Here is a 25,368-nt window from a genome sequence, read left to right as displayed (position 1 = left end):
AATATGGATTATAAGTTCGTCCATTATGGATTATACGTCCGTCCAAAATGGATTGTATCTCCGTCTATTATGGAATATAGCTTCGTCCAAAATGGAATGCAAATGATTTTATTCAATTTATTCAATACTTATTGGTAGATATATAAAGATATCCGGGACTAATGGGACACGTGGGGCATCCATGTGATTACTGGGCTAAACTCATCCCTAGCTTATTTGGAACTTTGGTGATCCTCTCCCCAAAACAGAGCCGCCAGAAATTAGAAAAAACTGACATCCGAGATTTTCTGCCTAAACTGATTTGGGGTCAAATTGTTCAGGGAGGAATGGGGCCGAAAATCGTTGTAATCTTGACGCCATTCCTCAATTTTTCTTTTAGCATCTTCCAGAGAAAGAAACCAGTGGCTGTTCAGGCATTCATCCCTAAAACTGCCATTAAATGACTCAATAAACGCGTTATCTGTTGGTTTTCCGGGCCTTGAGAAATCCAGAGTTACATTATTCTGATAAGCCCATTTGTCTAATATCTTTGAAATAAACTCAGGGCCATTATCAATCCGGATGCTTTTTGGTAGCCTGTTATCAAGAACCCTGAGCTGCTCAAGAACGTTCACAACTTCCTCACCCCGAATAGTCGGCCCTACATGAATAGCTATGCATTCCCGACTAAAATTATCGACTATAGTTAAAGCCCGTATTCTCCTGCCATTAAACAGATTGTCAGAAACAAAGTCCATGCTCCAGCATTCGTTTAAAGTGGACGCCATTAATCGTTCTTCTCTGTGCGCACCAGCAACATGACGGCGCGGACGCTTTCTGCGAAGATTAAGACCTTCCTCACAATAAATGCGGTGAACTTTTTTGTGATTGATAACCCATCCTTCCCGCCTTAATAAAACATGAATGCGTTGATAACCATAACGTACCCGTGTGTGGGCTATCTCACGTATACGGTGTCTTACTGCTGTATCTTCGCCACGACATGAACGGTACTGATACACACTACGGCTTAACATTAGAACTTCACAGCTTCTGCGGATGCTTATCCGGTAACTGTCCTGAAGAGCCAATGCCATCGCCCGCTTTTTCCGTGGCTTTAAAGCTTTTTTGACAGAACATCCTGCAACATCTGCTTATCAAGACTTAGGTCAGCAACCAACTGCTTAAGACGCTTGTTTTCATCTTCCAGCTGACGAAGTTTCCTGAGTTCCGATGCACCAAGCCCACCATATTTTTTCTTCCATATGTAAAATGTCGCCTCGCTTATTCCCAGCTTTCGGCATACCTCTGAAACACTCGTTCCCAGTTCCTCCTGTTCAACCCAAACAGAATTTGTTCTTCTGTAAATTTGCTTCTTTTCATGATGGCTTATACCTTTTTTTCTTGTTGATATTTTGCCAGATTTCTCCAGTTTAGGGTGGAGCCATTTTCAGGGAGGAGATCAAACAAAAATGAAAAAATCACGTTATACAGAAACACAAATTGTAAAAATTCTAAGAGAAGTCGAAGCAGGTCGGCTGGTAAAAGAAATTTGTCGAGAGTCTGGTATTTCAGATGCAACCTATTACAACTGGAAAGCAAAATATGGTGGTATGGAGGTGACCTATCCCCCAAAAATAAGCCCATGACAAAGATGAGAAATCCATTAAAATTGTGACAATGGAGAACTCAAAATGAAAAGACGTTACAGCGAAGAGCAGATAATCAAAGCAATCAAAGAGCATGAGGCTGGCGCTAAGGTTGGTGATATCTGTCGTAGTATGGGGATAACAAGCGGTTGCTTCTATAATTGGCGTAGCAAGTATGCGGGCTTAGAGGTCAACGAAGCGAAGCGCTTACGCGAGCTGGAATCAGAGAACCAGAAGCTGAAAAAACTTCTTGCAGAAAAGCTACTGGAGAATGAAGCGCTAAAGGACGTTGTTTCAAAAAAGTGGTAAAGCCCACCAGTAAGAAACGTGTTGCAAAGCATTTGGTAACTCACTTTAAGCTCAGTGAGCGAGTTGCCTGCAAACTGGTTGGGCTAAGTCGCACGGCGTACCGCTACCTAAAGAAAAAACGCTCGGATGATGGGTTGAAAGCACGTATGAAAGAGTTGGCCGTTCAATATCCTCGTTATGGCTATTTGTTGCTGCATAGCTTGTTACGAAGAGAAGGTTTAGTTCAGAACAAGAAGCGCACCTATCGGATTTACCTTGAGGAAGGTCTGCAGATTCGTACTAAAACACGAAAAAAACTCCAACGTCCTCGCTTGATTATGGATGTGCCAACTCAGAAGAACAAGCGTTGGTCGATGGACTTTGTCTCGGACCAATTGGCGAGTGGTCGTCGTTTTCGTGTATTGAACGTCATTGACAATTTTAACCGCGAACTGTTGGGGCAACTTGTTGCACTCTCTATTTCTGGACAACAAGTTACACGCTTTTTAGAACAACTTGGTGAAGAGCGCGGTTACCCTGAACAGATTGTCTGTGACAATGGCACCGAATTTACCTCTAAGGCTATGTTTTTCTGGTCTAAATCAACCAATGTACGGTTGAACTTTATCCAGCCTGGCAAACCAACACAAAACGGTTTCGTTGAAAGCCTTAATGGGAAATTCCGTAACGAATGCCTCAACCAAAATTGGTTTAGAACATTGGAAGAGGCGCGTTTTGAAATTGGTAAATGGCGGCATCATTACAACCATGTGAGGCCACATAGTGCATTAAATTATTTTCCACCAGTGGACTTTGCTCAACAGGTGGCTTAATGTTGGTTTTCTCATCGAGAAACTGGTACTAATTGAGGGGATAGGTCAATTCTAAACGGAAATGTGAATTTATGTTCCTGGCACCATATTCTTCGACTACAAATTTAAACATGAGACCTATGTCTTCTAATTGTTCTGCGATAAGAGTGATAATTTCTAAATTAGGATAAAAATCTTCATAAGCGATTGTTATCTCTGCTGACGTATCAATTTTTGACCTGAGTTCAAGCGCAAGTTTTTTATTGTATAAATAATCATGATTACTGCGATTTTTTCTATCAAAAAGATGATGGTATCCACAATTTAACTCAGGTACGCCATGCAATTTTTCTATAATGTATTCTCTATTGATACCATAGGTAAGTATTTTTGTTAGTTCTGGCGTTGTATTTTTATTTTCAGATAGTATGCATGAAATATCGACATTATATTCTTGTATTATCGCTTTTTGTTGTACGTAACTTGAGTACTTATCATAAGGAAAAGAAGTGTCACTAGTAACATCAACTTCACCTTGGTTAAATGCCTCTAAAGCAAAAGGATCGGACTCATTTACTTTATATGAGAAAGTAATTTTATCTATGATGTCGGATTTTAAATCATGCTTGAAATATTCATTTCTTTTTAATTCTACTTCATAATCGGCGACCTTGTTAATTATATATGCGCCACAAAATATTTCATGATTAATAGTGCTTAAAGGGGAAAACACTGGCAATGATAGATACATAGGGAAAAAATAATTTGGACTGTTCAATCGAAAACGAATGATATTATTTTCGAACTCCATTCCTGATAAGTTATTTGATTTCTGTTTTATTACTTCACTATATCCAATGATATCCGCTAACAAACTTCGAAAACGGTTGCTATTATCTGAAAGAACAAAGTTGATTGTGACCTATCCCCCAAAAATAAGCCCATGACAAAGATGAGAAATCCATTAAAATTGTGACAATGGAGAACTCAAAATGAAAAGACGTTACAGCGAAGAGCAGATAATCAAAGCAATCAAAGAGCATGAGGCTGGCGCTAAGGTTGGTGATATCTGTCGTAGTATGGGGATAACAAGCGGTTGCTTCTATAATTGGCGTAGCAAGTATGCGGGCTTAGAGGTCAACGAAGCGAAGCGCTTACGCGAGCTGGAATCAGAGAACCAGAAGCTGAAAAAACTTCTTGCAGAAAAGCTACTGGAGAATGAAGCGCTAAAGGACGTTGTTTCAAAAAAGTGGTAAAGCCCACCAGTAAGAAACGTGTTGCAAAGCATTTGGTAACTCACTTTAAGCTCAGTGAGCGAGTTGCCTGCAAACTGGTTGGGCTAAGTCGCACGGCGTACCGCTACCTAAAGAAAAAACGCTCGGATGATGGGTTGAAAGCACGTATGAAAGAGTTGGCCGTTCAATATCCTCGTTATGGCTATTTGTTGCTGCATAGCTTGTTACGAAGAGAAGGTTTAGTTCAGAACAAGAAGCGCACCTATCGGATTTACCTTGAGGAAGGTCTGCAGATTCGTACTAAAACACGAAAAAAACTCCAACGTCCTCGCTTGATTATGGATGTGCCAACTCAGAAGAACAAGCGTTGGTCGATGGACTTTGTCTCGGACCAATTGGCGAGTGGTCGTCGTTTTCGTGTATTGAACGTCATTGACAATTTTAACCGCGAACTGTTGGGGCAACTTGTTGCACTCTCTATTTCTGGACAACAAGTTACACGCTTTTTAGAACAACTTGGTGAAGAGCGCGGTTACCCTGAACAGATTGTCTGTGACAATGGCACCGAATTTACCTCTAAGGCTATGTTTTTCTGGTCTAAATCAACCAATGTACGGTTGAACTTTATCCAGCCTGGCAAACCAACACAAAACGGTTTCGTTGAAAGCCTTAATGGGAAATTCCGTAACGAATGCCTCAACCAAAATTGGTTTAGAACATTGGAAGAGGCGCGTTTTGAAATTGGTAAATGGCGGCATCATTACAACCATGTGAGGCCACATAGTGCATTAAATTATTTTCCACCAGTGGACTTTGCTCAACAGGTGGCTTAATGTTGGTTTTCTCATCGAGAAACTGGTACTAATTGAGGGGATAGGTCAATTGCCATACAATAGTCAATGGCTTTGACTTTTTCTCCAGTGCTCCAGTAAATATCATCACGTAAAACAAATTCATAAACAGAGTAATTATCCGTTGCTTCCCAGCTTTTTACAGCCAGGGGTAGAATAGTGTTTTCAGTTGGGTGCATTCTGACCAATGGCATAGAGCATAAACTATAGACTAGATAGCTAGAATAATCTTTAAGTTGATGGATGCTCCTCGATATAGGAGGAGCATCTAAAAAAACGTTAGCTGAATTTTTGATAGCGTTTAGCATCTGTGCATTAAGCCTTCAACTACATCATCTACTTCAAATTCAAATACGTCGAACTCAGCAATTTCAGCTTCGTTTACTTCTACATTTTCAATATTATCATTCATGATTATGTTTCCTTATGTTAAATTTAATTAATCTATAAACCTGGGTATTTAAGTGCATTAAAACTTACAGGTTTATTACTTCTTTATTTAGCCTCACATATATTCCTGCCAGACCAAACACATTTTGCAGACGCCAGCACTTACAAACATTTTCCATGTTAGCTGTTTGCTGGCCGACTACTTTTTCTCCTCAAGAGAAAACTCATCAAATGAACCACCTATTCTCTGATTCTCTGTTCTATAAAGTCAGAGCCTTGCTCAAGGCCATTTATTGCCTGAGAATGTTCATTAAAAATAATATTCAAACCGGCTTTTAAGACTGCTCATATTCAATTGTTACCCATTTCAATTTCATCTCGTACAACAATTGTTACGGCTAACCCTACCCAAATAGTTAGGCCAACTTCAGAATTCGCTATATGTGGTGAAATCTACTGCCTTAATTTTTTATTGTCAACGTTCGTCACCATAAAAAATTATTTTCAGTAAATAATGGGAGCCAATAGATTAATATTGAAACATAAAAATCATTTAAAGGCCTGTCATCAATTATCTTAAGACATTTATTCACCATATATGATAGATTCTTTATCCTGAAATTAAACATTAAATGGGTTATCTAATGATTTATAGAGGAATTATTAACGTTGACTTTGAATACGATCAAAATCATATGTTTGTTTTATATACGGGGACATGTATAATGTTTTTTTTCATCATTAATGGCAAATTATAATTAATAGACATGAACATTGGTAAAAATCTTAATACATTAATGAAAAATTACGGTGTCAATGCACTTGATATTGAACGACTAACTGGCGTTCCTTCCAGTACTACATATAGAATATTGAAAAATAAGGCTGGAAACCCTACGATCGAAGTGCTAAAAAAATTAGCAAATTTTTTTCAGATAACAGTCAGCCAGTTAATTGGTGAAGAAACTTTTGGTTGTAAACAAATACCCTTCATTGCAAATGAAAAACTTTCGCGTTTTATTGAAGAAGGACACGTATTAAACATCACCGATAGCTCTATTCCTGTTGATATACCACTCAGTAGTAAATGCTTTGCAACCCATGCCCATGATTGCCTCATGGAGCCATATATCATCAAAGACTCAATAGTCATTGTAGATCCGGATAAAGAGCTTAAGACTAAGGATTTCGCTCTTCTCTTAAAAAGAAATCAAGCAGAATCTAAAATTAGACAAATCATAAAAAATGATGATGATATTTATCTTAAAGTCTTAAATAATGAATTTCCTATTCCTTTGGAAAAGTATTTTCCTGAGGATTATTCATTTATTGGTTGCATCGTTCACTACCGAACGAACCTAATGAACTTCAGTCTGCCACAGCAATCTATAGAAGATTTTTCCAACAAATCTAAAATTACTTTAGTTACATGAATAAATTTAAAAACTTATCATCTTTTTTCTCTGAACTGGATAAACAATATTACCTTATTGTTTTGGGTATGCTTTATGCAACCATTTTCTTTTCTTCATTTGTTCTTGGCTATAGGGTTGTCAATTTTTACGGCCATATTTTTTGTGCATCGGTATTTATCTTCCCGCTACTTTTCCCCATTAACGATTCTATTGCGGAAATTTTTGGTGTAAAAGTGACATATTTAATGATTGCTGCAACAATCGTTTGTGAATTTTTATTCAGCTTCATAACATATTCTATTGCTCTGCTCCCTGCTCCGGCAAACTGGCCAAATCAGGATATATACTCTACACTAACTTCCGGTTTTACTCATATTGCGGTTGCTGATTCCTGTTCCCTTGCAATTAGCTTCTTTATTAACAGTTATTGTATTAATAAATGGGGTATTAAATTATCTGGAAAAGGCTTTTTTATACGAAGTCTTGGTGCAACAGCTATTGGAGAGCTAATTTTTACCATATCAACAAATCTAATTGCTTTTAACTCATTTCATGTTGCAAGTTACATAGACACCTTAGATATAATAACCTCTGATTATATTTTTAAAATGGTTTATTCTCTTGTTTTTTGCATACCTAATGCCCTTTTAGTAAATAAATTAAAAAGAACATTTAAAATAAATCATTTTCAGGAAGGAAGATCTTCAGTCAATATAACTGATCTTAACTCATTGCGCTTGAGATATCGTACTTGAGTATCTTAGCTTTACTCTGGTTCTCAGCAAAATCGTTCTCGAACGAACCTACAATATGACCAATACAAACCGCATCAGTTGCACTAAATCTACGCATTAATGATAAATCAGCATATACTTCTTGCGCCAGCTTAATATAAAGCTGATTTTTTTTGATTTCCTTATACACCAATAAAGGAGCATTTAACTGATCTGAATACTGGTGACGAACCAAAGCCAATTCAGCACGATACTTATCTTCTATTAAACGTTTTTGGTTTTTAAGTAATGTATCAATAACTAAGTCGAAGTCATCTTTAGAGAATGATGTAAGCAGAGAATTTTCCTTTATAAGATCTAAAGGGTCTCTTCTGATTACACCAGAACTTTTTCCTTGAATACTAATTAAAAGGTAGCTAATTCCTGTAGCGCTATCAATTTTTACAGAGTCAATTTTTAAATTTTGCTTTGTGATTTCATGGATCTTGCCTATTATTTTCATAAATAGTTTTCGCATTAGTTATCCTAACCAAAAGTTGCAAAAAATTGGCTCAATTGTATCATAAGCCTCTCTTGCTGAAAATTTATTTATAGTGACCATATGCTAACTCATGCTTACCGAAATGCGACAAAATACAGTAAAAGCAATTCATTACAATATGCTTTTGCTCAATCTCTATTATCTAAAATTAAAATTACAGATGACTCAAGAGTGCTTGATATTGGGTGCGGTGATGGAAAAATTACTAATCAAATCGCACAACAAACAAAAGAGTGTGTCATTGGGACAGACTTGTCAAAAATTATGACTGATCATGCATCCGAAACGTATAAGTCACAACAGAATCTAAAATTTGTCCAAATGGATGCAAGCCATAATATTTTTAGAAATCAATTTGATTTAATCACATCCTTTAATTGTCTGCACTGGGTAAAAGACCAACAAGCAGCACTTAGAGGAATTTCCAACGCAGCGGCGCCAAATGCAAGAGTTGCCCTTTTACTTTCTCACCGAAAATCCTTATACCATGAAGTCCTAGGTGATATTACAAGTTTCCCCAAATGGGCTCCTTTTTTTGAAGGTCATACATCACCGAGATCCTTTTTTAAAGTAGATGAATACAAAAAGATTCTTGCCGACACCGACTTGCAAGTAGAGGATATTATAGAAGAAGAAATGTCATATCTTTTTGACAGCAAGACGGAGATAGCCCAATTTTTCCATGCCGCAGGCTCTCAAATAAATCAAGTGCCCAAAGATTATCAAGAGTCATTTCTTGAAGATTTTTCCAATGAATTTGTGAGTCGCTCTCAATTAACAGAAGATGGAAAAGTCCCTATGGCTTTTTGGTGCCTTCAAGTACTAGCTTTCAAACCAGCCTTAAACCCTAGACTGTAAAGTGCCGAGCCATTTTGAACTTTGATTTAGTTAGGAGCTTTGACGTGGTCAACCAAATTTGTACACTCCAGTTAAGCCACTTTTTTCAATAGCCCCCAATAGTGGTTTTCAAATTGATTTGGGCTTTGATAATCCAAAGACGAATGTAATCTTTGATTGTTATAAAAGATAGTAATGTAATCGAGGATATCCTGCTTTGCCTCCTTCCGGGTTTGATAATTACGCCAATGTACTCGCTCGTCTTTCAAGCGACCGAAAAAACTTTCAGCAACGCTATTGTCCCAGCAGTCACCTTTTTTGCTCATGCTGCCCACTAGACCATATTGATTGAGAAGGTCACGATATTGTTTACTGGCATATTGTGAGCCTCTGTCGGAATGCACAATAAGGCCTGAACTTGGATTTCTCTGCCAAATGGCCATTGTTAATGCATCACAAACCGTATCAGTCTTCATTCTCGAACTCATGTTCCAACCCACTACTTTCCGAGAAAACAAATCAATCACCACGGTCAGGTATAACCAGCCCTCATGGGTTGAGATATAAGTAATATCGGACACATAGGCACGATTGGGCTCATTGACCTGAAACCTCCTGTTTAACACATTATCAAAAACAGGTTGCTTGTGATTGCTGTTTGTTGTCACTTTGTATTTCTTTTTATATCGAACAAAAATACCAGCCTCACGCATCAAACTACGGGTTTTTCTTCGACCAACCGGATAACCAAGAGCATTCAGTGCTTTCCTTATCCTGCGATTTCCATACGAGAACTTGCTGGATTCCGAGATTTTTTTAACCCACTCCAATAGCTCTTGATGTTCTGGTTCATTGTTCGGGTTTGTTTGTTTCCGCTTTTGATAACTATAGTATCCAGAAGGAGTAACGCCCATGAGGTGGCACATCATGCCAACCGGCCAGGTCTTCTTGTGTTGGGCGATAAACGAATATTTTATTTCGCTTCTTTCGCAAAGAAGACCGTGGCTTTTTTTAGTATTTCTTTCTCCATTGTCAGCCTTCTGACTTCTTCTCGTAACTGGCGAATCTCAAGTTGCTCTTCCGTCAATTTACCATTTCCACGAAAAGCATTTTCATTATTCTCTGCTGCCTCTCGAATCCAGCGACTCAAAATATTCGGCTCTTTCTCATTTAAGGGGGCACTTTAATCTAAGTTAGAGTAATCTAACTCCTTGATTTGACGATCAAAAGGAGATTAAAGTGCCGAAGTATGATCTTATCCTAAATTTACCCGGATTTTCTATAAGGAAAGTGAAAGGTTATCAACCATTGTGGTTAGAACTTTCTTATAATCGACTTCCTCGTTGTGGTCATTGCAAAAGTAAGGTAGTTCGTAAAAAAGCTTCTTATATGAGAAAAGTTCATCATGAACTTATAGGGCATCGAAGAAGTATCTTAAGTTTTAAGGCTTATAAATTGTATTGCCACACCTGTAAGCGTTATGGCAATCAACAGTTCCCTGGAATTAATAAGCATCAACGTTCAACATGGCGGCTCCAAGCCGCTGTCTTTCATGAGCATACGCGGGGTGTTTCGCAAAAAGATTTGGCTGAGCAATTCAAAAAAGGTAAGGCCACAATTGAGCGTTGGTATCAAAAACAATACCAAGAGCAACATAAAGAGCTAAGCAATGCATTATGTCCTACAGTCCTTGGGATAGACGAACATTTCTTTAGTCGTAAGCAAGGATTTGCAACAACCTTGTGTGATTTAAAAAAAAGAAAAATATTCGATATTGTAAAAGGCAGGAGCGAGAGTACGCTCAAAAGCTATCTGTCTTCTCTCCCGGGAAAAGAAAGAGTTAAAGTCATTTGTATGGACCTAAGTAGCACCTATCGTTCCATAGTTAAAAAATACTTTCCCAATGCCAAAATAGTCGCAGACCGATTCCATGTCATACGACTATTACAGCATCAATGCATGCTAACCTATCGGGAACTATCAACAAAAATAAAAAGTAATCGCGGCCTATTAGCTCTACTTCGCAAGAAACCCGACAAATTAACCATTCAGCAACTCATTACCAGAGACGCTTTCTTTAAAGAGAATCCCGCTATTGAATCCATCTATCATTTTCAACAAAGTCTTTATGAAATATTAATGAAGAAAACATTAGATAAGCCTCGCTGTCGTCAGCTCATCCCTCAATTCCTGGACATGCTCAACTCACTAAAAAACAGCGCTTTCAAATCATTATGCGCTCTTGGTAAAACCTTAGATTCTTGGAAAGAAGAGATCGTGAGAATGTGGCGATTCAGCAAGTCTAACGGCATTACCGAAGGCTTCCATAGAAAAATGAAATTGATTCAAAGACGAGCCTATGGCTTTAAAAATTTTGAAAATTATAGAACCAGAGTTAGAGTACTATGCTGTTGATTGAGTGCCCCCGTAATTGGGAAAGACCCAAATATTCGAATTAATTCCCAAGCTCCTGGCAGCGTCTAAACATGCGTATCCTTGTTCAGTTACTAAGCTAACCGCATCCAGTTTAAATTCCTTTGTATATTTTCTTCTTGTAGACATTGTGACCTCCAATTAAGCAAATTATCTCTTAACTGGTATGTCCAAATCAATTGAACCACATCACTTTGCCATCCCTGTCTCTATCAGTATTGGTTTAAATATTCATGTTATTAAGTTTAGTTGATAAAAATAAGAAGCCCCAATCTGGGGCAATAGATAGATTTATGAATTCTTTTGCGATGAAACCTATTTACAAAATAGCAAGAGAACCACACAAGAGGCAGCAAACAATGTGGCTGAAGATACCAATGCAAATCGACTAAATTTCTGTGTCTTTTGTGTGAAGGAGTGGGCCTCAATCAATGAATCCGAGATCAGTTTCTTCATAACTTGAACTGATTCTTTAAAGCATACCTTTGGCAGACGATTGAGAGCTGCAGGAGTAAGTTTTGAAGACAGGCAAGATTTACTTGGGCATCGTTCGGGTAGGATTACAACCCACTATTCTTCAGCTGAGTTGCAAAGTTTATATCAAGCTGCGAATAAGGTTTGTGAGAATCGTAAAAGCGGAGTGATATTAACGTTATTACGAAACCCAAAGAGTAGACCTGCAAGTCAAAATACTCTAAGGGAAAATCACGTAAGTTTGTAAGTGAGTGATCTAGATCACGCAAATGTCACGCAAGGACTTTTGTGTTAAAACAGGTAATCAACGTAACTTATTGATTTTAAAGGTCTAAATTGGTGGGCCCACTAGGACTTGAACCTAGGACCAACGGATTATGAGTCCGCTGCTCTAACCAACTGAGCTATGGGCCCGCGGGGGAGTGGAAATTGTAAACGCTTCGTGGAAAATACGCTAGAACAATTTCACTTTAACGCGGTTGCCCCCGCGCTTTGGGCGGGGGCGGAAGGCTTAGGCGTCGTCGCCCTCTAAGAAGCTGCGGAGTTTTTCCGAGCGGGAGGGGTGGCGGAGCTTGCGTAGGGCTTTGGCTTCGATTTGGCGGATACGCTCGCGGGTGACGTCGAATTGTTTGCCGACTTCTTCCAGGGTGTGGTCGGTGTTCATTTCGATACCGAAACGCATGCGCAGAACCTTGGCTTCACGCGGGGTTAAGGTTTCTAAAATTTCCAGCGTGGCTTCGCGTAACCCGTCGGCGGTGGCTTTTTCGAGCGGGGAGACAATGTTGTTGTCTTCGATGAAATCGCCTAAATGTGAATCTTCATCGTCGCCCACCGGCGTTTCCATGGAGATGGGTTCTTTGGCAATTTTTAGAACCTTTCTCACCTTGTCTTCGCTCAAGTCCATTTTGACCGCCAATTCCTCAGGCGTGGCTTCGCGGCCGGTTTCCTGCAAAATCTGACGGGAAATGCGGTTTAACTTGTTGATGGTCTCAATCATGTGCACCGGAATACGGATGGTGCGTGCCTGGTCGGCAATCGAGCGGGTAATGGCCTGACGAATCCACCAGGTGGCATACGTCGAGAACTTGTAACCGCGGCGGTATTCAAACTTATCCACGGCTTTCATCAAACCGATGTTCCCTTCCTGAATTAAATCCAGGAATTGCAAACCGCGGTTGGTGTACTTCTTGGCAATGGAAATCACCAGACGCAGGTTGGCTTCGACCATTTCCTTCTTGGCACGGCGGGCTTTGGCTTCGCCAATGGACATCTTTTTGTTAATGTCTTTGATTTCACTGATGCTAAGACCGTATTCTTCTTCAAACGAGGCCAGTTTGGCTTGCAGGCGTTTAATTTCTTCCGCATTTTCTTCGATACGGGTCATATCGAGTTTTTTGCCTTGTTTGCTGATTAAATCATCCAGCCAGTTCATGTCGGTTTCCTGACCGGGGAAGGTATCAATAAACAGTTTGCGGGGAATGCGTGCTTTCTCGATGCAAAGGCGCATGATCGTGCGCTCAAATTCACGGATGTGGTTGCGCAATTGACGGAAATGGCGTGTTAACTTGTCGACCTGACGCGAAGTCAATTTCAACTTCAGGAAGGACTCGGACATCGCTTCCAGTCGCTCCAGGGTTTTGGCATTGGTGCGGCCCTTGGAACGCAGGCTGTCCATGGCGGTGTCATAGCAGGCGCGTAAATCATCAAAATAGATTTTCGCCTGTTCCGGATTGGGGCCGTCATCGCCGTCGCCAAGACCGCCTTCGCCGTCCTCGCTCTCTTCATCCAGCTCCACCTCAACAGCTTCTTCAAGCATGGCATCCTGTTGGGATTCATCCAGCATGGAGCCAATGCTTGAGGCCGGCGCTTCTTCTTCCAGATCGGCGAAACCGCTAATGATTTCGCTCAAGCGCATTTCTTCAACCTGGACACGATCATAATCTTCAAGAACCAGTTGCACGGTTTCCGGGTAATGGGCCAGGGATTTAAGAACCTGATAAATCCCTTCTTCGATGCGCTTGGCAATGCGGATTTCGCCCTCGCGGGTTAACAGTTCGACCGTGCCCATTTCGCGCATGTACATGCGTACAGGGTCGGTTGTACGGCCCGTTTCCTGGTCGACAGAGGCAAGAACTGCAGCGGCTTCTTCCACGTCTTCCGGTGCTTCTTCGGTATTACCCAGCAGCGCAAGCTCGTCCTCACTGGGGGGCAGTTCAAAGACCTTAATATTCATCCCTTCCAGCATGCTGATGATGACATCAAAGTGTTCGGTATCGACAATGTTCGGTAATAAGTCGTTAATCTGGGCGTAGGTCAGGTAATTCTGCTCCTTACCCAAGCTGATCACTCTGGTAATTTGCGAGCGCTGTTGTTCTTGATCGTTCATAGGTCTACTTATATGCTTGATTTAAGATCTGCAAAAAAGGTTTAGATTATAAACCCGCCATCATAATTAGGCTAGTCAATCATGTGTTATTTTTTATCACGCACTGGCTGATGGCGTTCTTTTAACATGGTTTGCAACACTAGCTTTTCAGAAACAGTTAAGCCCTCTTTTCGTGATTTTGCAATGTATTGGGCAATTTTATTTTCGAAATTTTGCTTATGTAAAAATTGTAGTATATCAATAAATTCCCGTGAAAGGGCTTCCTGCGGCACCTGATGATCCCATCCCGCCAGCCGGTTTAACGAATCAAAAAAATCAGTTCCCCGCCAAAGCTCAATCAATGAGGCGGTATTCATCGATGGCGACGCGGCGACCTGGTTCAGCAACTGCTGCAGAATGCCCTGTCCTTCCCCATCCAGTACCACAGATGGCATGTGGGCTTTGGCCTGTTGGTAAATCTCGGGATTTTGCACCAGCAGGGCAATGGCCAGGCGAATAGGGGAGCGGGTGATGGTTTTTTGACTGAGCGGCGCCTGCTCCTTCTTGTCCTCAAGCATGTGCATTAAGCGATGATTTTCAATGTGGGTCAAACGGGCCAACTCATCAATGAGGATTTGCTTGTAAGGCCCATCTGTCATGGTTTGCAGGTAGGGTTTTACTTTCTGAATCAACTGGCTTTTGCCTGCGCTGCGCCGCAAATCAATGCCCTTTATTAAGGTATCAAAGAAAAACTGGCTTAAAGGCAAGGCCTGCTCAAGCCGTGCTTTAAAGTGGTCGCGGCCTTCCTCGCGAACCAGGCTGTCCGGATCATGGCCCTCCGGGAGAAAGATAAAGCTGGCGTCAAGGCCAGAATTGAGCTGCGACAGCGTATTTTCCAGGGCTCGCCAGGCGGCCTGACGGCCGGCTTCATCGCCGTCAAAGCAGAAAACAAGCTGGCGCGCATGCTTGCTCAACAATTGAATATGGTAGGTGCTGGTGGCGGTACCAAGGGCCGCAACGGCATTGTCAATGCCATGCTGGGCCAGAACAATCACATCCATATACCCTTCGACAATGAGAATGGTGTCAGGGGGAGGATTATTTTGCAAAACCTGATGCAAACCATACAATTCACGGTTTTTTTGAAAAATAATGGTTTCGGGCGAATTCAAGTATTTTGGCTTTTGTGCGGCCTCAATCGCCCGGCCGCCAAAGCCGATGATGCGGCCGTTTCGATCGTGGATGGGAAACATGATGCGCTGGCGGTAACGATCATAGGTACTGCCGTCGTCTTTCTGGATTAACATCCCGGTTGTGATCAAATCGCTGCGCTGGGCTTTGAATTGCTGTTCAAGCGCATGCCAGCCGGCCTGTGCAAACCCAAGCTGGTATTTTTTGGCAATTTCACCCGTTAGCCCCCGTTGGCGCAGGTAATTGATCGCTTCCGGGGTGTTTTTCAGATGATGCTGATAATGCTGACTGACTTTGGCCAACAATTGGTAAAGACTCAGCGATTGCTTTGTTTTTTCGCCGTGACTATCACGCGGAACCTGCATGCCGACCCGTGCTGCCAGGGTTTCGACCGCTTCAATGAAGTTCTGGTTTAAGTAGTTCATGACGAAACTGATGGAATTACCGCTGGCTCCGCAACCAAAGCAATGATAAAACTGCTTTTTGGCGACGACATTGAAGGAGGGGGTTTTTTCGTTATGAAACGGGCAACAGGCAAGGTAGCTATTGCCTCGTTTTTTCAGAGGCACATAGCCGTCAATAAGCTCGACAAGATCAGTGCGGCTTAGCAGTTCATCAATGAATGGCTGTGGGATTAAGCCAGTCATGTCAAAGGGTTAGCTTAATTTGGTCTTGATTAAGGCGCTGACTTTACTCATATCGGCACGGCCCTGCAATTGGGGCTTCAAATGTGCCATTACCTTACCCATGTCACTCATCTTTTCAGCGTTCACTTCGGCAATGGCCTGTGAAATCAGCTGATTGACTTCGTCTTCAGAGAGGGGTTCCGGTAAATACTGATTGATGAGATCAAGTTCGAACTGCTCTTGGGCGACCAAATCATGACGTCCGGCGGTGTTGAACTGGGCGATGGATTCTTTGCGCTGCTTGGCCATTTTATCAAGAATAACCAGCATGCGTTCATCATCTACAGCAATGCGTTCGTCAACTTCCACTTGCTTGACAGCAGCAGTAATCAGGCGAAGCGCATCCAGTTTCATTTTATCCCTGGCACGCATCGCGTCTTTTAAATCATTACTTATGCGGTCTTTAATGCTCATCATTACTTACGTCTGTGCTTGAGACTACGACGAGAACTGGTATCACGAGAAATTTTTTTCAGGTGACGTTTGACAGCAGCCGCTTGTTTGCGTTTACGCTCAGCCGTGGGCTTTTCGTAAAATTCACGACGGCGTAATTCGGTTAAAATTCCTGCTTTTTCACAGGAGCGCTTGAAACGACGCAGTGCGTATTCAGGATTTTCGCCTTCTTTCACACGAACGGTAGGCATTAATTAGTCCTCTGGTATAATTAAAAACAATAGGTTGGCAATTCTAGTGCCAGTTGTGGTGTTCGTCAAGTTTATTGAACTTATTTTGTCAAAGTTTGGGTATAATAGCTGTTTTTTGGCGGGCAGTAAGGCTTTTGGCTATACTGCCGGCCTTATTGGTTGATTGGTCGAGGTGTCAATGCTAGTTCTGGGAATAGAATCATCCTGTGATGAAACAGGCGTAGCCCTGTATGATGGCAAGCGGGGACTGATAGCCCAGGCCCTGCACTCGCAGATTGCGCTTCACCAGCAATACGGCGGGGTGGTGCCGGAACTGGCTTCCCGCGATCATGTGACTCATTTAATACCCTTGACGGAAAGCGTGCTGCGTCAGGCGCAGGTCGAGGCGGCAGCCATTGATGTTGTGGCCTACACGGCCGGCCCCGGTTTAATTGGCGCCCTGTTAACCGGTGCCTGTTTTGCCAAGAGCTTAGCCTTCAGTTTAAATCGTCCGGCCTTAGCCATCCATCATCTCGAAGCCCATCTTTTAGCGGCAATGCTTGATAGCCCTGACTTGCAGTTTCCTTTTTTAGCCCTGCTGGTTTCAGGCGGCCATACCCAGTTGATTGAGGCGCGGGCATTGGGAGACTATTGCCTCTTGGGCGATACGTTGGATGATGCCGTCGGCGAAGCCTTTGACAAAACCGCTAAACTCATGGGCCTGCCTTATCCCGGCGGGGCGCAATTGGCCGGTCTGGCCGATCAGGCCTCGGGCGCCGAACAAACGCTTTTCGCACCGTTTCCCCGGCCCATGACGGACAGGCCCGGGCTTGATTTCAGTTTCAGCGGCCTTAAAACCCATGCCCTGACCTGCTGGCAGAACAGCGTCAAAGACGATGCTGCCCGGCGCGGGATTGCCTATGCCTTTCAACAGGCGGTGATTGACACGCTGGGCATCAAGTGCCGGCGAGCCGTGGAAAAAACGGCGGCCCGTCGTCTGGTGGTGGCGGGTGGTGTCGGGGCAAACCGGGCGCTGCGCTCTGCCCTTGGGGGGTTGATGCAGGGGGTGCAAGGGGCTGTTTATTTTCCGCGGCCTGACTATTGTACCGATAACGGGGCGATGGTGGCTTTTGCCGGTTACCTGCACGCAAAGAACAATCAGTACGACAGCAGCCAGGCGATTGAAGTCAAAGCACGCTGGCCGCTGACAAGCGAGTCAATTTAGGATTTTTTGCTGTCTTTGTCTGGGCTGTTGCGGCGCGGTTTAGGATTTTTGGTTTCAGTCGTGGCCGTCTTAGCCGTCGTTGCCGCCTTGGCCGGTTGTTTCGCCTTGCTGACACGGGTCGGTTTTTTCGGGCTGGTGGCGCGTTTCTCTGCCGCTTCCTGATGGAGGTCCGACGCCGGCTTCTCCTGCTCAGCGATAAGTTCCGCTGCAGTGATTTCCCCCTCAATGTCGTCCTCTGTAATCACGCGGCCCGGGGGCGGCGATAAAATTTCTTCAGTGACGGTCGGGTGCTCCTTGTCTTTAAAACGTATTTTGGGTTCTTCACCGTCAATGAGGCGGGTGATGTTATCGCGATGCTGGTAAAGAACAAAAATAGTAATAAAGAAAAGCGGCGGGATGATTTCAATGTTGCCCATGGTCATGGCGGCATACAAGGGGGCTAAGATGATGGAAACGATGGACGCTAACGAGGAGTAGCGGGTGTAATGGGCGATGGCCAGCCAGGTTACAATCACCAATGACCCAAGAATGAGGTTTAAGCTCAGCAGGGCGCCTAAGGCAGTCGCTACGCCCTTGCCGCCGCGAAACTGGAAAAAAACAGGGTACATGTGGCCCATGACGGCAGCAAAGGCGGCAAATCCCATGGTCACCGGGCCTGCGTCCAGCAGACGGGCGAGCAGCACGGGGAGTACGCCTTTTAACATGTCGCCAATTAACACGATGATGGCGTATTTTTTACCTGATAATCGCAACACATTGGTGGCGCCCGGATTTTTGGAGCCTTCCATGCGTGGATCAGGCAGCGAAAACAGGCGGCTGACAATCACTGCCGAGCAGAGTGAGCCGCACAAATAGGCAACAATAACGACAAACAGGAATAAAAAGAAACTGAGCATGTAACCTCCTGGCTGAGGAAAGACTCATTATCAGCGAAAGCCAGGCAATTGTGAAGGGTTGAAAAAACAGCGGCTTAGTCTTCGGGAAGAAACAAGGCCTGCAGATTATTGGTATAACGCCGTCCCCGTTCAGTCACCTGCCAATCGTTCTTCTGCAGGTCGATTAATCCCTTCTCCGCGGCTTGCTTTAACCTGGCAGTCAGGCCGTCGTCAGACAGACCGGTTCTCTCCGAAAATAACGTTCGCGGTATCTTTTGCTCAAGGCGGGTGGCATTGAGCATGAATTCAAACAGCAACGAGGCCTCATCGATCCGTTCGCCGGCGGCCAAAAAGGCATGGTCTGGATTCAGGTAGTCTTTGGGCTGACGGTATTTTCGGGTGCGAAGCACCTGATAATCCACCGCGGTGAGCTTGCCATGCGCGCCGGCGCCGATGCCAAAATAGTCGCCGAAAAGCCAGTAATTCAAATTATGGCGCGATGCTTTCCCGGGTTGGCTGAATGCGGAAATTTCATAACGTTGAAATCCGTGTTCAGCCAGTATGGCAAAACCCTGGTCTTCCAGATCGGCCGTGGTTTCATCGCTGGGAAGGGGTGGCTGTTGTTTGTAAAAGACGGTGTTGGGTTCCAGGGTCAGTTGATACCAGGAAATGTGCTGCGGCTGATGGCTTATGGCCATGCGTAAATCGTCGAGCCCTTCCTGAAGGGTTTGCTCAGGCAGGCTGTGCATGATATCCAGATTCATGTTGTCAAAACCCGCCGCCCTTGCGCTATCAATGGCACGGTGAGCCTGAGCGTCATCGTGAATACGCCCTAATCGCTTGAGGTGGGTGGGATTGAAACTTTGGATGCCGAGCGACAGCCGGTTAATCCCAGCCTGTCGATACGCCTTGAAACGCTGTTGTTCCACCGTGCCCGGGTTGGCTTCCAGGGTAATTTCAATGTCCGGGCTGAAGTCGAGTAATTGGTTGATTTCCGTGAGCAGGCGATCGTAGGCCTGGCCAGACAACAGGCTTGGGGTACCGCCGCCGATGAAAATGCTTTGCAGCGGGGTCCGCCGATGGCTTGCGACGTCGGCCTTTAAGTCGTTGATCAAGGCACGAACGTACTCGTCTTCGGGCAGGCTGTCCGGGCTTTTATGCGAATTAAAATCACAATACGGGCATTTTCGGATACACCAGGGAACATGAATGTACAGCGACGTGGGTAACATGAAACGAAATCAGGCTGGCTTGTTGGAATGGGCAATAGTATCATGATTACGGTTTTGTCACAAAACGTCATGCTCATTGCCAACGGGCCTTAAGGTAGAGGAAATGCGGGAAAAACCGGTTTGTAAGAAAAAAACGGTCATTGCGAAATCCAATCTGTTCACGGTTGAGCAATTGCATTTGCATTTTTCCAATGGCGCCCAACGCGTCTATGAGCGTATCCGCAGCCATGGACATGGGGCGGTGCTGGTGGTTGCATTGACGGCCAGTGAGTCTATACTTCTCGTTCGTGAATACGCCGCCGGTATCGATGGCTACGAACTGGCTTTTCCCAAGGGATTGATTGAGCAGGGCGAATCAGTAACCGATGCTGCAAACCGCGAACTGCAGGAAGAGGCAGGCTTTGCAGCCAGGCAAGTGGACTGGATCCGATCAATGACGCTGGCACCCGGCTATTTCGGCGCCCGCATTGATTTGGTTTTAGCCAGGGGCTTGTATCCTTCCCAATTGAAAGGGGACGAGCCGGAACCGCTGGATGTCATCGAGTGGCCGCTCAGCGCCAGCGATGACCTGTTATTGAGGCCCGATTTTTCTGAAGCACGGAGCATTGCCGCGCTTTTATTGGTTAAAAAATGGTTAAAAGAGGAAAAAAATAATGAATAAAGTTACCGTTGCTGTCACAGGCGCTGCCGGCCAGATTGGTTATGCCTTACTGTTTCGCATTGCTTCCGGACAAATGTTTGGCCCCAATACCAAAGTCAAACTGCAATTACTGGAGTTGGAGCAGGCCTTGCCTGCGTTGGAAGGGGTCGCCATGGAACTGGACGACTGTGCGTTCCCTCTGTTGGACGGCATTGTCTGCACGTCGGATCTGAATAAAGCCATGAGCGGAGTGAACTGGGCGCTGTTAGTTGGTTCCGTACCGCGCAAACAAGGCATGGAGCGCTCTGATTTATTAAAAATTAACGGCGGTATTTTTACTCAGCAGGGCCTGGCTATTAATAACAATGCGGCTGATGATGTCCGTGTGTTTGTTGTGGGCAATCCCTGTAACACCAATTGCCTGATTGCCAAAAACAGCGCCAAAGACATTCCAGCTGACAGGTTCTTTGCCATGACCACCCTGGATGAGTTGCGTGCTCGCACTCAATTGGCTAAAAAGGCAGGCGTGGACATTACCGCCGTCACTGAAATGACCATCTGGGGCAATCATTCCTCCACCCAGTACCCTGATTTTTACAATGCCAAAATCAATGGCAAGTCGGCTGCCAGCGTCATCAATGATGAAGCCTGGTTAAAAGAAACCTTTGTGAGCACGGTTCAGCAGCGCGGGGCCGCCATTTTAAAGGCACGCGGGTTGTCTTCTGCCGCCTCGGCCGCCAATGCCGTCATTCATGGGGTGAACAACCTGTTGAATGACACACCGGCCAACGAATCATTCTCCATGTGCTTAAGCTCCAATGGCGAATACGGTGTCGATAAAGGCTTGATTTTCTCCTACCCCTGCCGCCGCACCAACGGCCGCCTGGAAGTCATCGAAGGCTTGCCGATGAATGAATTCAGCCAGGGTAAATTCAATGCCACGCTGGATGAGTTGCGTCAGGAACGCGATGCAGTCATCGAGTTGGGATTACTGGATTAACGGCTGTTCATTCCGGGGCTGGGCTAACCAGCCCCGCCCTTATTCTACCTTGATGCCGAAAGGCACGTACAATTCGCGCCCGTTAATTTTTACCTGGGCGAACAATTTGATAAATCCCGCTTTCTCCGCTTCAAGATGAAACTCAAGCTCAGGCCCGCCGCGATCGCTGGGGTTGGTTGGTTCTTTGCCCATGGGGTGAATATGAATCACGGTCTTGAAATCATCATCAAAGCCCACCAGATGGGCAAACGCGCCCATCACCGGCTCAAGCGACGTCACGGGTTTGCCCTGGTTATCGGTGACCACCACTTTTCCCATGGCGGCCTGACCGGCATGCACTTGCGGCGGATCAAACGACAGGGCGAAGTGGAACCCTCCCACAGTCGATTCTGCAACGGGTTTTCGGTTAATGACGGCCGGTTTCTCGCTGTTTCTCATAAGTGGGGCGAGCAGGTAGGCATGCTGATCGCCTTGTTTTAAGGTAATGTCCGCCCAGACATTGTAATTGCCCCGGGTGTTTTGAGGTTGCCAACGGAACTGATAAACGCCAGGCTCCTTCGTCGGGCGGCTGTGCACATGACTGTAATCGTCAAGGTCTTGGTCAATGATGAGTAAATGGATTCGGCGTGTGTGGACCGTCTTTAAGTCGCTTAATAACACGGGTTTTCCCGTTTTTTCGTTGACGAGTTTAAAAAAGACCTTTTGATGATTCCCTTCTGTGTCCTTTTTTAAAAGGGAGAATTGGATTTTGTCAGGCGGAGCATCTGGAGTGGCCAATGCGGCAAAGGGACTCAACAGGATCAAAAAAAGCATGAAAAAACGAATCAGGCGGTTCATAGGCATCCCTGGGTTAAACGTGCCTGAATTTTAGCGAGGATCAGTGGATGAAATCAATCAGGGTAAACGGGAGGTTTAATTGGAGAGCGCGTGGATTTTAGCCGCACTTAACACTTCTCCTGCTTTCTGCGGCAGGAATGCTTCTGATTTGACAATGGATTGCAGCGTGTCGGCATCCACGGCCTCACTGAAGTAAAACCCCTGGCCGTACTTGCAACCCATGGTTTTAAGGATGGTATAGTGCTGCAGCGTTTCAATGCCTTCCGCGACCACGTTGAGGTTCAAGGCGCCGGCAAGCTTAATCATGGCATCGACGATACTGCGTTTTTTACTGTCTTCATTGAGGCTCAAAATGAACGATTTATCGATTTTCACTTCATTGATGGGCAGTTCCGTCAGGTAAATGAAGGACGAGTATCCGGTACCGAAATCATCAATGGATATTTTAATACCCAGGGATGCCAGGCGGTTAATGACTTCGATGGCACGGGTTCTGTCGGTTAAATAAAAACTTTCAATCAACTCCACTTTCAGGAGGTTGGCGGGAAATTCATAAATACTGAGCAGGCTCTCCAGTGTGTAAGGCAGTTCGATGTCGATGACGTCAATGGCGGACAGATTAATCGATAACTCGATGTCCACGCCATTTTTACGCCATTTGCTGGCGCTGTCGATGGCTTGCTTTAAGACATAGTGGCTTAAGGATTTAATCAGGCCGGTGCGCTCTGCCACCGGAATGAACTTTTCGGCGTTCATCATCCCAAACGTGGGGTGTAGCCAACGCAGCAGGGCTTCACAGCCCTTAATTTTGCCGGTTGCGAGTTCAACCTTGGGTTGAAAATAGATTAATAATTGTTCGCTTTCGATGGCTTTTTTCAACTCGCTCATCAAAATCAGCTTGTTGGGGCATTCCCGCTCCATGAACGATTCATAGACCACAAATTCCTTGTTGTTTTGCTTGGCGTGATAAATGGCAATATTGGCCCGTTGCATCAGGGTGTCTTCGTCCTTGCCATGATCAGGATAAAACGTCACGCCGACCGTGGCGGTGACATCGATGGCCACACTGTCTAAAACAAAATTAATCGCCAGGGCTTTCTGCAGTTTTTTAACAACGGCATAAATGTGTTTTTCGGTTTCCAGGTGAGGGTGGAGTATGGCAAATTCATCTCCGCCCAGACGCGCTAAGGTCATCGGTTCATCCGTGGTGCATTTGAGGCGTTGAGAAAATTGTTTAAGCAGCCTGTCGGCATTGTAACTGCCGAAGCCGGCATTCAATTCTTTAAAATTATTGATGTTAATTAAGATGACTGCCAGCTTGCCTTCGCGGCCGCGCATGGCGCTTAAGGCCTGATTCAGTCTGTCGACAAAAAGCACTCGATTTGGCAAATCGGTCAGGGAGTCGTGGCTTGATTCGTGCTGTGCCCTTAAGGCGAGTTCAGAGGTCTGCATGCGCAGTTCGTTGGTTTGATCCACCACCATGGCACCGGCGGTATAGGACATCACCGAACTGAGGGATTGTCCCCAGAACATAAACACCAGCGGGGTTAAGTCAAGGATAATTAAGGCAATGTTGCTTTTTTGTGCGAGGATAATGCCTTCGAGGGAAATCCCCCCCGTCATCTGATAGGAAACGGCGAGAGTGGCGGATAAAATGGCAATAACAGAAATGCAAAGCCCCAGAATGGCGTACCCGCTTACTTTGCTTTTCAATAGACGAGCATTGTTTTCGAGGCTGAACTTAATGTTATCCATTGATTTGCTCTTGATGCACTTATGTTAATTTGTAGTTGATGAATGACTAAACCGCAATGAAATTGTAAAAATATTTTACATCATTCGAGCAGGGATCGTGATGAACAAAAACCGCAGATTACTCATCCCTGAGCAGGGGTTCGTTAAGCTGAAAAGGTGGGGCTGGTGTTGCCGTTTTCTTCGAAATTCACCTCGAGGTAAATGGGGTTATCCGGAAAAATCTGCCCACTCAGGCTTTGCTCTTCGAACGTTGGCAGGGGCAGCAATTGACCTTTTCGCAGAGCCGATTCAATTCGTTTAAGTTCCAGGGTGTCTGCGGTGCGTGTTTGGCGGCATTCGTTGAGGTAGTTCAGGAGGTGGATTTGTTGCTTCTTGGTCAGTGTGTATTTGGCAAACGTGGCTTCCGCTTCCTCCACAAACAGGGTGATCACATTGGAATAATGCTGAATGCAGTTGAATAAACGATTGGAGGTATTATTCAGGAGACCCTGCAGCAGGTGAGTTTTGATCTGAATGTACGCCGTGACAATGTTATCGTTCCAAAACGTGTTAAATTTCGAAATTAATTCATCAAATTCATTATTTGTCATACAAAGTGCCCCTTATAAAGCAGCAAAGTATAACAATAGTAAAAAATAAAGCAATTAAGCAATAATTCGAGCAAATTGCGCTCTCCTCGTAGTCAACGAAGAGAGCGAAGGGCATCAGCTGAGTTCAAGTTTCTTTTCGGCTTCATAGCCTTTAAGTGCCGTCGCAATGGACAGTTTGACGTCTCGGTAATTGGCGTTAATCCAATCGGCTGTTGTCGTTTCATTAATGACATCAATAAGCCTCTCTAACTCTTCGATGCACTCGATGATTTTGTCCTGAGGTGCTTCCTTGAATTTTTTGATATCGAATTGCTCCAATAAAAGTTCACCTAAAGCACTGTTTGTTGATTTTTCACCATGAGGACCATAAATTTTAATCAATTCGATCATCAACATACCAGATAAGGCTCTTTTTAAGAAAGGAACAACAAATTGAGCATAATCCGCATTCTCATAGCGGAGATCGAGCGACTCATAAGAAAGTTTATTGGCCTCTACCCAGCTGGCCAAATTTTCGATAAAGACTGCATCCTGCTCTCTTTCCGGGTTTTTGGTAGACGCCCGAAACAGGCTAAAGTAGCGTTCTTCGTCTTTTCGTTTGCGGTTTTCTTTGTAATTTTCAGCCAGGTTATTGAGTTGCTTCAGTAAGTCTTTCAGGTGTTTTGGTAATGTAAAGCCCATCTTAATCTCCATTTAATTAGGGTTTTGTCC

Annotated in this window: 22 protein-coding genes, 1 tRNA gene and 4 pseudogenes; 10 read left to right on the top strand and 17 right to left on the bottom strand. The window is 44.3% G+C overall.

From position 1 onward, the window contains the following. Positions 1-260: 260 nt before the first annotated feature. A pseudogene (locus DYE45_RS12075) lies at positions 261-1,362 on the bottom strand (IS3 family transposase). Positions 1,363-1,451: 89 nt separating this feature from the next. Between DYE45_RS12075 and DYE45_RS12070 the strand changes: the two are divergent. Both DYE45_RS12070 and DYE45_RS12065 read left to right on the top strand, forming a co-directional pair. Then, positions 1,452-1,604: pseudogene (locus DYE45_RS12070) on the top strand (transposase); the annotation flags it as partial. 69 nt (positions 1,605-1,673) lie between these two features. After that, positions 1,674-2,749 (top strand): IS3 family transposase gene (locus tag DYE45_RS12065; protein ID WP_115300371.1). Its coding sequence is split into 2 segments (ribosomal slippage): positions 1,674-1,923 and positions 1,923-2,749, totalling 1,077 coding nucleotides; the frame shifts between segments, so codons are not numbered across the junction. A 28-nt stretch (positions 2,750-2,777) separates the two neighbouring features. Here DYE45_RS12065 and DYE45_RS12060 read toward each other — a convergent pair. Beyond that, positions 2,778-3,602 carry an ABC transporter substrate-binding protein gene (locus DYE45_RS12060; RefSeq protein WP_133138236.1) on the bottom strand — a complete coding sequence of 275 codons (825 nt, stop codon included), beginning with the start codon at positions 3,600-3,602 and terminating at the stop codon, positions 2,778-2,780. 118 nt (positions 3,603-3,720) lie between these two features. On the opposite strand from DYE45_RS12060, the gene DYE45_RS12055 reads away from it, so the two are divergent. From DYE45_RS12055 to DYE45_RS12040, 3 genes are all read left to right on the top strand, one after another. Next, a protein-coding gene (locus DYE45_RS12055) for an IS3 family transposase (protein ID WP_115300371.1) occupies positions 3,721-4,796 on the top strand; the annotation gives its coding sequence in 2 pieces (ribosomal slippage) (positions 3,721-3,970 and positions 3,970-4,796; 1,077 coding nt in all). Between the two features lie 1,175 nt (positions 4,797-5,971). Beyond that, entirely contained in the window at positions 5,972-6,637 is a 666-nt protein-coding gene (locus tag DYE45_RS12045; RefSeq protein WP_115300952.1) for a helix-turn-helix domain-containing protein, read from the top strand. Continuing rightward, entirely contained in the window at positions 6,634-7,374 is a 741-nt protein-coding gene (locus DYE45_RS12040; RefSeq protein WP_115300951.1) for a VUT family protein, read from the top strand. The genes DYE45_RS12045 and DYE45_RS12040 overlap by 4 nt, the downstream gene beginning before the upstream one ends. Here the strand turns inward: DYE45_RS12040 and DYE45_RS12035 are convergent. Next, positions 7,343-7,870 carry a hypothetical protein gene (locus DYE45_RS12035; RefSeq protein ID WP_115300950.1) on the bottom strand — a complete coding sequence of 176 codons (528 nt, stop codon included), beginning with the start codon at positions 7,868-7,870 and terminating at the stop codon, positions 7,343-7,345. The genes DYE45_RS12040 and DYE45_RS12035 overlap by 32 nt on opposite strands. Positions 7,871-7,954: 84 nt before the next feature. Between DYE45_RS12035 and DYE45_RS12030 the strand changes: the two genes are divergently transcribed. Beyond that, positions 7,955-8,752 (top strand): class I SAM-dependent methyltransferase, encoded by a 798-nt coding sequence (locus DYE45_RS12030; RefSeq protein ID WP_115300949.1) that lies wholly within the window; start codon positions 7,955-7,957, stop codon positions 8,750-8,752. A 71-nt stretch (positions 8,753-8,823) separates the two neighbouring features. Here DYE45_RS12030 and DYE45_RS12025 read toward each other — a convergent pair. Further along, positions 8,824-9,887: pseudogene (locus DYE45_RS12025) on the bottom strand (IS3 family transposase); the annotation flags it as partial. Positions 9,888-9,970: 83 nt separating this feature from the next. Here DYE45_RS12025 and DYE45_RS12020 point away from each other — a divergent pair. Next, positions 9,971-11,146: an ISL3 family transposase gene (locus DYE45_RS12020; RefSeq protein ID WP_115300265.1), complete on the top strand. Its 1,176-nt coding sequence runs from the start codon at positions 9,971-9,973 to the stop codon at positions 11,144-11,146. Between the two features lie 30 nt (positions 11,147-11,176). Here the strand turns inward: DYE45_RS12020 and DYE45_RS12015 are convergent. From DYE45_RS12015 to rpsU, 7 genes and pseudogenes are all read right to left on the bottom strand, one after another. Continuing rightward, a pseudogene (locus tag DYE45_RS12015) lies at positions 11,177-11,293 on the bottom strand (transposase); the annotation flags it as partial. Positions 11,294-11,479: 186 nt separating this feature from the next. Continuing rightward, the gene (locus tag DYE45_RS15040; protein ID WP_502243665.1) at positions 11,480-11,620 is read right to left on the bottom strand and encodes a hypothetical protein; all 141 of its coding nucleotides are present in this window, start codon (positions 11,618-11,620) and stop codon (positions 11,480-11,482) included. 355 nt (positions 11,621-11,975) lie between these two features. Then, positions 11,976-12,052 (bottom strand) — tRNA-Ile (locus tag DYE45_RS12000). A gap of 97 nt (positions 12,053-12,149) precedes the next feature. Continuing rightward, entirely contained in the window at positions 12,150-14,024 is a 1,875-nt protein-coding gene (gene rpoD, locus DYE45_RS11995; RefSeq protein WP_165481656.1) for an RNA polymerase sigma factor RpoD, read from the bottom strand. Between the two features lie 86 nt (positions 14,025-14,110). Continuing rightward, on the bottom strand, positions 14,111-15,841 hold the full coding sequence (dnaG, locus tag DYE45_RS11990) for a DNA primase (protein WP_115300947.1): 1,731 nt from the start codon (positions 15,839-15,841) through the stop codon (positions 14,111-14,113). A 9-nt stretch (positions 15,842-15,850) separates the two neighbouring features. Next, positions 15,851-16,294, bottom strand: coding sequence for a GatB/YqeY domain-containing protein (locus DYE45_RS11985; protein WP_108293101.1), 444 nt, complete (start codon positions 16,292-16,294; stop codon positions 15,851-15,853). 2 nt (positions 16,295-16,296) lie between these two features. Continuing rightward, positions 16,297-16,524, bottom strand: coding sequence for a 30S ribosomal protein S21 (gene rpsU / locus DYE45_RS11980; RefSeq protein ID WP_058496738.1), 228 nt, complete (start codon positions 16,522-16,524; stop codon positions 16,297-16,299). A gap of 178 nt (positions 16,525-16,702) precedes the next feature. Here rpsU and tsaD point away from each other — a divergent pair, with 178 nt between their 5' ends. Then, positions 16,703-17,728 (top strand): tRNA (adenosine(37)-N6)-threonylcarbamoyltransferase complex transferase subunit TsaD, encoded by a 1,026-nt coding sequence (gene tsaD / locus DYE45_RS11975; protein WP_115300946.1) that lies wholly within the window; start codon positions 16,703-16,705, stop codon positions 17,726-17,728. On the opposite strand, the gene plsY is transcribed toward tsaD, so the two are convergent. Then, positions 17,725-18,624 carry a glycerol-3-phosphate 1-O-acyltransferase PlsY gene (plsY, locus tag DYE45_RS11970; protein ID WP_115300945.1) on the bottom strand — a complete coding sequence of 300 codons (900 nt, stop codon included), beginning with the start codon at positions 18,622-18,624 and terminating at the stop codon, positions 17,725-17,727. The two genes, tsaD and plsY, sit on opposite strands and share 4 nt — an antisense overlap. 74 nt (positions 18,625-18,698) lie before the next feature. Then, positions 18,699-19,835 carry a radical SAM family heme chaperone HemW gene (gene hemW, locus DYE45_RS11965; RefSeq protein ID WP_108292945.1) on the bottom strand — a complete coding sequence of 379 codons (1,137 nt, stop codon included), beginning with the start codon at positions 19,833-19,835 and terminating at the stop codon, positions 18,699-18,701. 103 nt (positions 19,836-19,938) lie between these two features. On the opposite strand from hemW, the gene nudE reads away from it, so the two are divergent. Together nudE and DYE45_RS11955 are read left to right on the top strand one after the other, a co-directional pair. Beyond that, positions 19,939-20,496, top strand: a complete 558-nt coding sequence (gene nudE / locus DYE45_RS11960; protein WP_108292947.1) for an ADP compounds hydrolase NudE — start codon at positions 19,939-19,941, stop codon at positions 20,494-20,496. Beyond that, positions 20,486-21,475 carry a malate dehydrogenase gene (locus DYE45_RS11955; RefSeq protein ID WP_165481665.1) on the top strand — a complete coding sequence of 330 codons (990 nt, stop codon included), beginning with the start codon at positions 20,486-20,488 and terminating at the stop codon, positions 21,473-21,475. Before nudE ends, DYE45_RS11955 begins: the two co-directional genes overlap by 11 nt. Positions 21,476-21,514: 39 nt before the next feature. On the opposite strand, the gene DYE45_RS11950 is transcribed toward DYE45_RS11955, so the two are convergent. From DYE45_RS11950 to DYE45_RS11935, 4 genes are all read right to left on the bottom strand, one after another. Next, on the bottom strand, positions 21,515-22,312 hold the full coding sequence (locus tag DYE45_RS11950; RefSeq protein WP_115300943.1) for a DUF8832 domain-containing protein: 798 nt from the start codon (positions 22,310-22,312) through the stop codon (positions 21,515-21,517). Between the two features lie 75 nt (positions 22,313-22,387). Next, positions 22,388-24,067 carry a putative bifunctional diguanylate cyclase/phosphodiesterase gene (locus tag DYE45_RS11945; protein ID WP_115300942.1) on the bottom strand — a complete coding sequence of 560 codons (1,680 nt, stop codon included), beginning with the start codon at positions 24,065-24,067 and terminating at the stop codon, positions 22,388-22,390. A 143-nt stretch (positions 24,068-24,210) separates the two neighbouring features. Further along, on the bottom strand, positions 24,211-24,657 hold the full coding sequence (locus DYE45_RS11940; RefSeq protein WP_108292955.1) for a hypothetical protein: 447 nt from the start codon (positions 24,655-24,657) through the stop codon (positions 24,211-24,213). Between the two features lie 114 nt (positions 24,658-24,771). Then, the gene (locus tag DYE45_RS11935; protein ID WP_108292957.1) at positions 24,772-25,338 is read right to left on the bottom strand and encodes a hypothetical protein; all 567 of its coding nucleotides are present in this window, start codon (positions 25,336-25,338) and stop codon (positions 24,772-24,774) included. Between the last annotated feature and the right edge of the window lie 30 nt (positions 25,339-25,368).

The sequence above is a fragment of the Legionella taurinensis genome (assembly GCF_900452865.1).
In the GTDB taxonomy this organism is placed as follows: Bacteria; Pseudomonadota; Gammaproteobacteria; order Legionellales; family Legionellaceae; genus Legionella_C; species Legionella_C taurinensis.
This window is presented reverse-complemented; position numbering and strand designations above follow the sequence as displayed.

What these genes read in the sequence shown, in the direction of transcription:
- DYE45_RS12045 (WP_115300952.1), top strand. Translation starts at nt 5,972, where the DNA reads ATGAACATTGGTAAAAATCTTAATACATTAATGAAAAATTACGGTGTC.
- DYE45_RS12040 (WP_115300951.1), top strand. Translation starts at nt 6,634, where the DNA reads ATGAATAAATTTAAAAACTTATCATCTTTTTTCTCTGAACTGGATAAA.
- DYE45_RS12035 (WP_115300950.1), bottom strand. Translation starts at nt 7,870, where the DNA reads ATGCGAAAACTATTTATGAAAATAATAGGCAAGATCCATGAAATCACA.
- DYE45_RS12030 (WP_115300949.1), top strand. Translation starts at nt 7,955, where the DNA reads ATGCTAACTCATGCTTACCGAAATGCGACAAAATACAGTAAAAGCAAT.
- DYE45_RS15040 (WP_502243665.1), bottom strand. Translation starts at nt 11,620, where the DNA reads ATGAAGAAACTGATCTCGGATTCATTGATTGAGGCCCACTCCTTCACA.
- rpoD (WP_165481656.1), bottom strand. Translation starts at nt 14,024, where the DNA reads ATGAACGATCAAGAACAACAGCGCTCGCAAATTACCAGAGTGATCAGC.
- dnaG (WP_115300947.1), bottom strand. Translation starts at nt 15,841, where the DNA reads ATGACTGGCTTAATCCCACAGCCATTCATTGATGAACTGCTAAGCCGC.
- DYE45_RS11985 (WP_108293101.1), bottom strand. Translation starts at nt 16,294, where the DNA reads ATGAGCATTAAAGACCGCATAAGTAATGATTTAAAAGACGCGATGCGT.
- rpsU (WP_058496738.1), bottom strand. Translation starts at nt 16,524, where the DNA reads ATGCCTACCGTTCGTGTGAAAGAAGGCGAAAATCCTGAATACGCACTG.
- tsaD (WP_115300946.1), top strand. Translation starts at nt 16,703, where the DNA reads ATGCTAGTTCTGGGAATAGAATCATCCTGTGATGAAACAGGCGTAGCC.
- plsY (WP_115300945.1), bottom strand. Translation starts at nt 18,624, where the DNA reads ATGCTCAGTTTCTTTTTATTCCTGTTTGTCGTTATTGTTGCCTATTTG.
- hemW (WP_108292945.1), bottom strand. Translation starts at nt 19,835, where the DNA reads ATGTTACCCACGTCGCTGTACATTCATGTTCCCTGGTGTATCCGAAAA.
- nudE (WP_108292947.1), top strand. Translation starts at nt 19,939, where the DNA reads ATGCGGGAAAAACCGGTTTGTAAGAAAAAAACGGTCATTGCGAAATCC.
- DYE45_RS11950 (WP_115300943.1), bottom strand. Translation starts at nt 22,312, where the DNA reads ATGAACCGCCTGATTCGTTTTTTCATGCTTTTTTTGATCCTGTTGAGT.
- DYE45_RS11945 (WP_115300942.1), bottom strand. Translation starts at nt 24,067, where the DNA reads ATGGATAACATTAAGTTCAGCCTCGAAAACAATGCTCGTCTATTGAAA.
- DYE45_RS11940 (WP_108292955.1), bottom strand. Translation starts at nt 24,657, where the DNA reads ATGACAAATAATGAATTTGATGAATTAATTTCGAAATTTAACACGTTT.
- DYE45_RS11935 (WP_108292957.1), bottom strand. Translation starts at nt 25,338, where the DNA reads ATGGGCTTTACATTACCAAAACACCTGAAAGACTTACTGAAGCAACTC.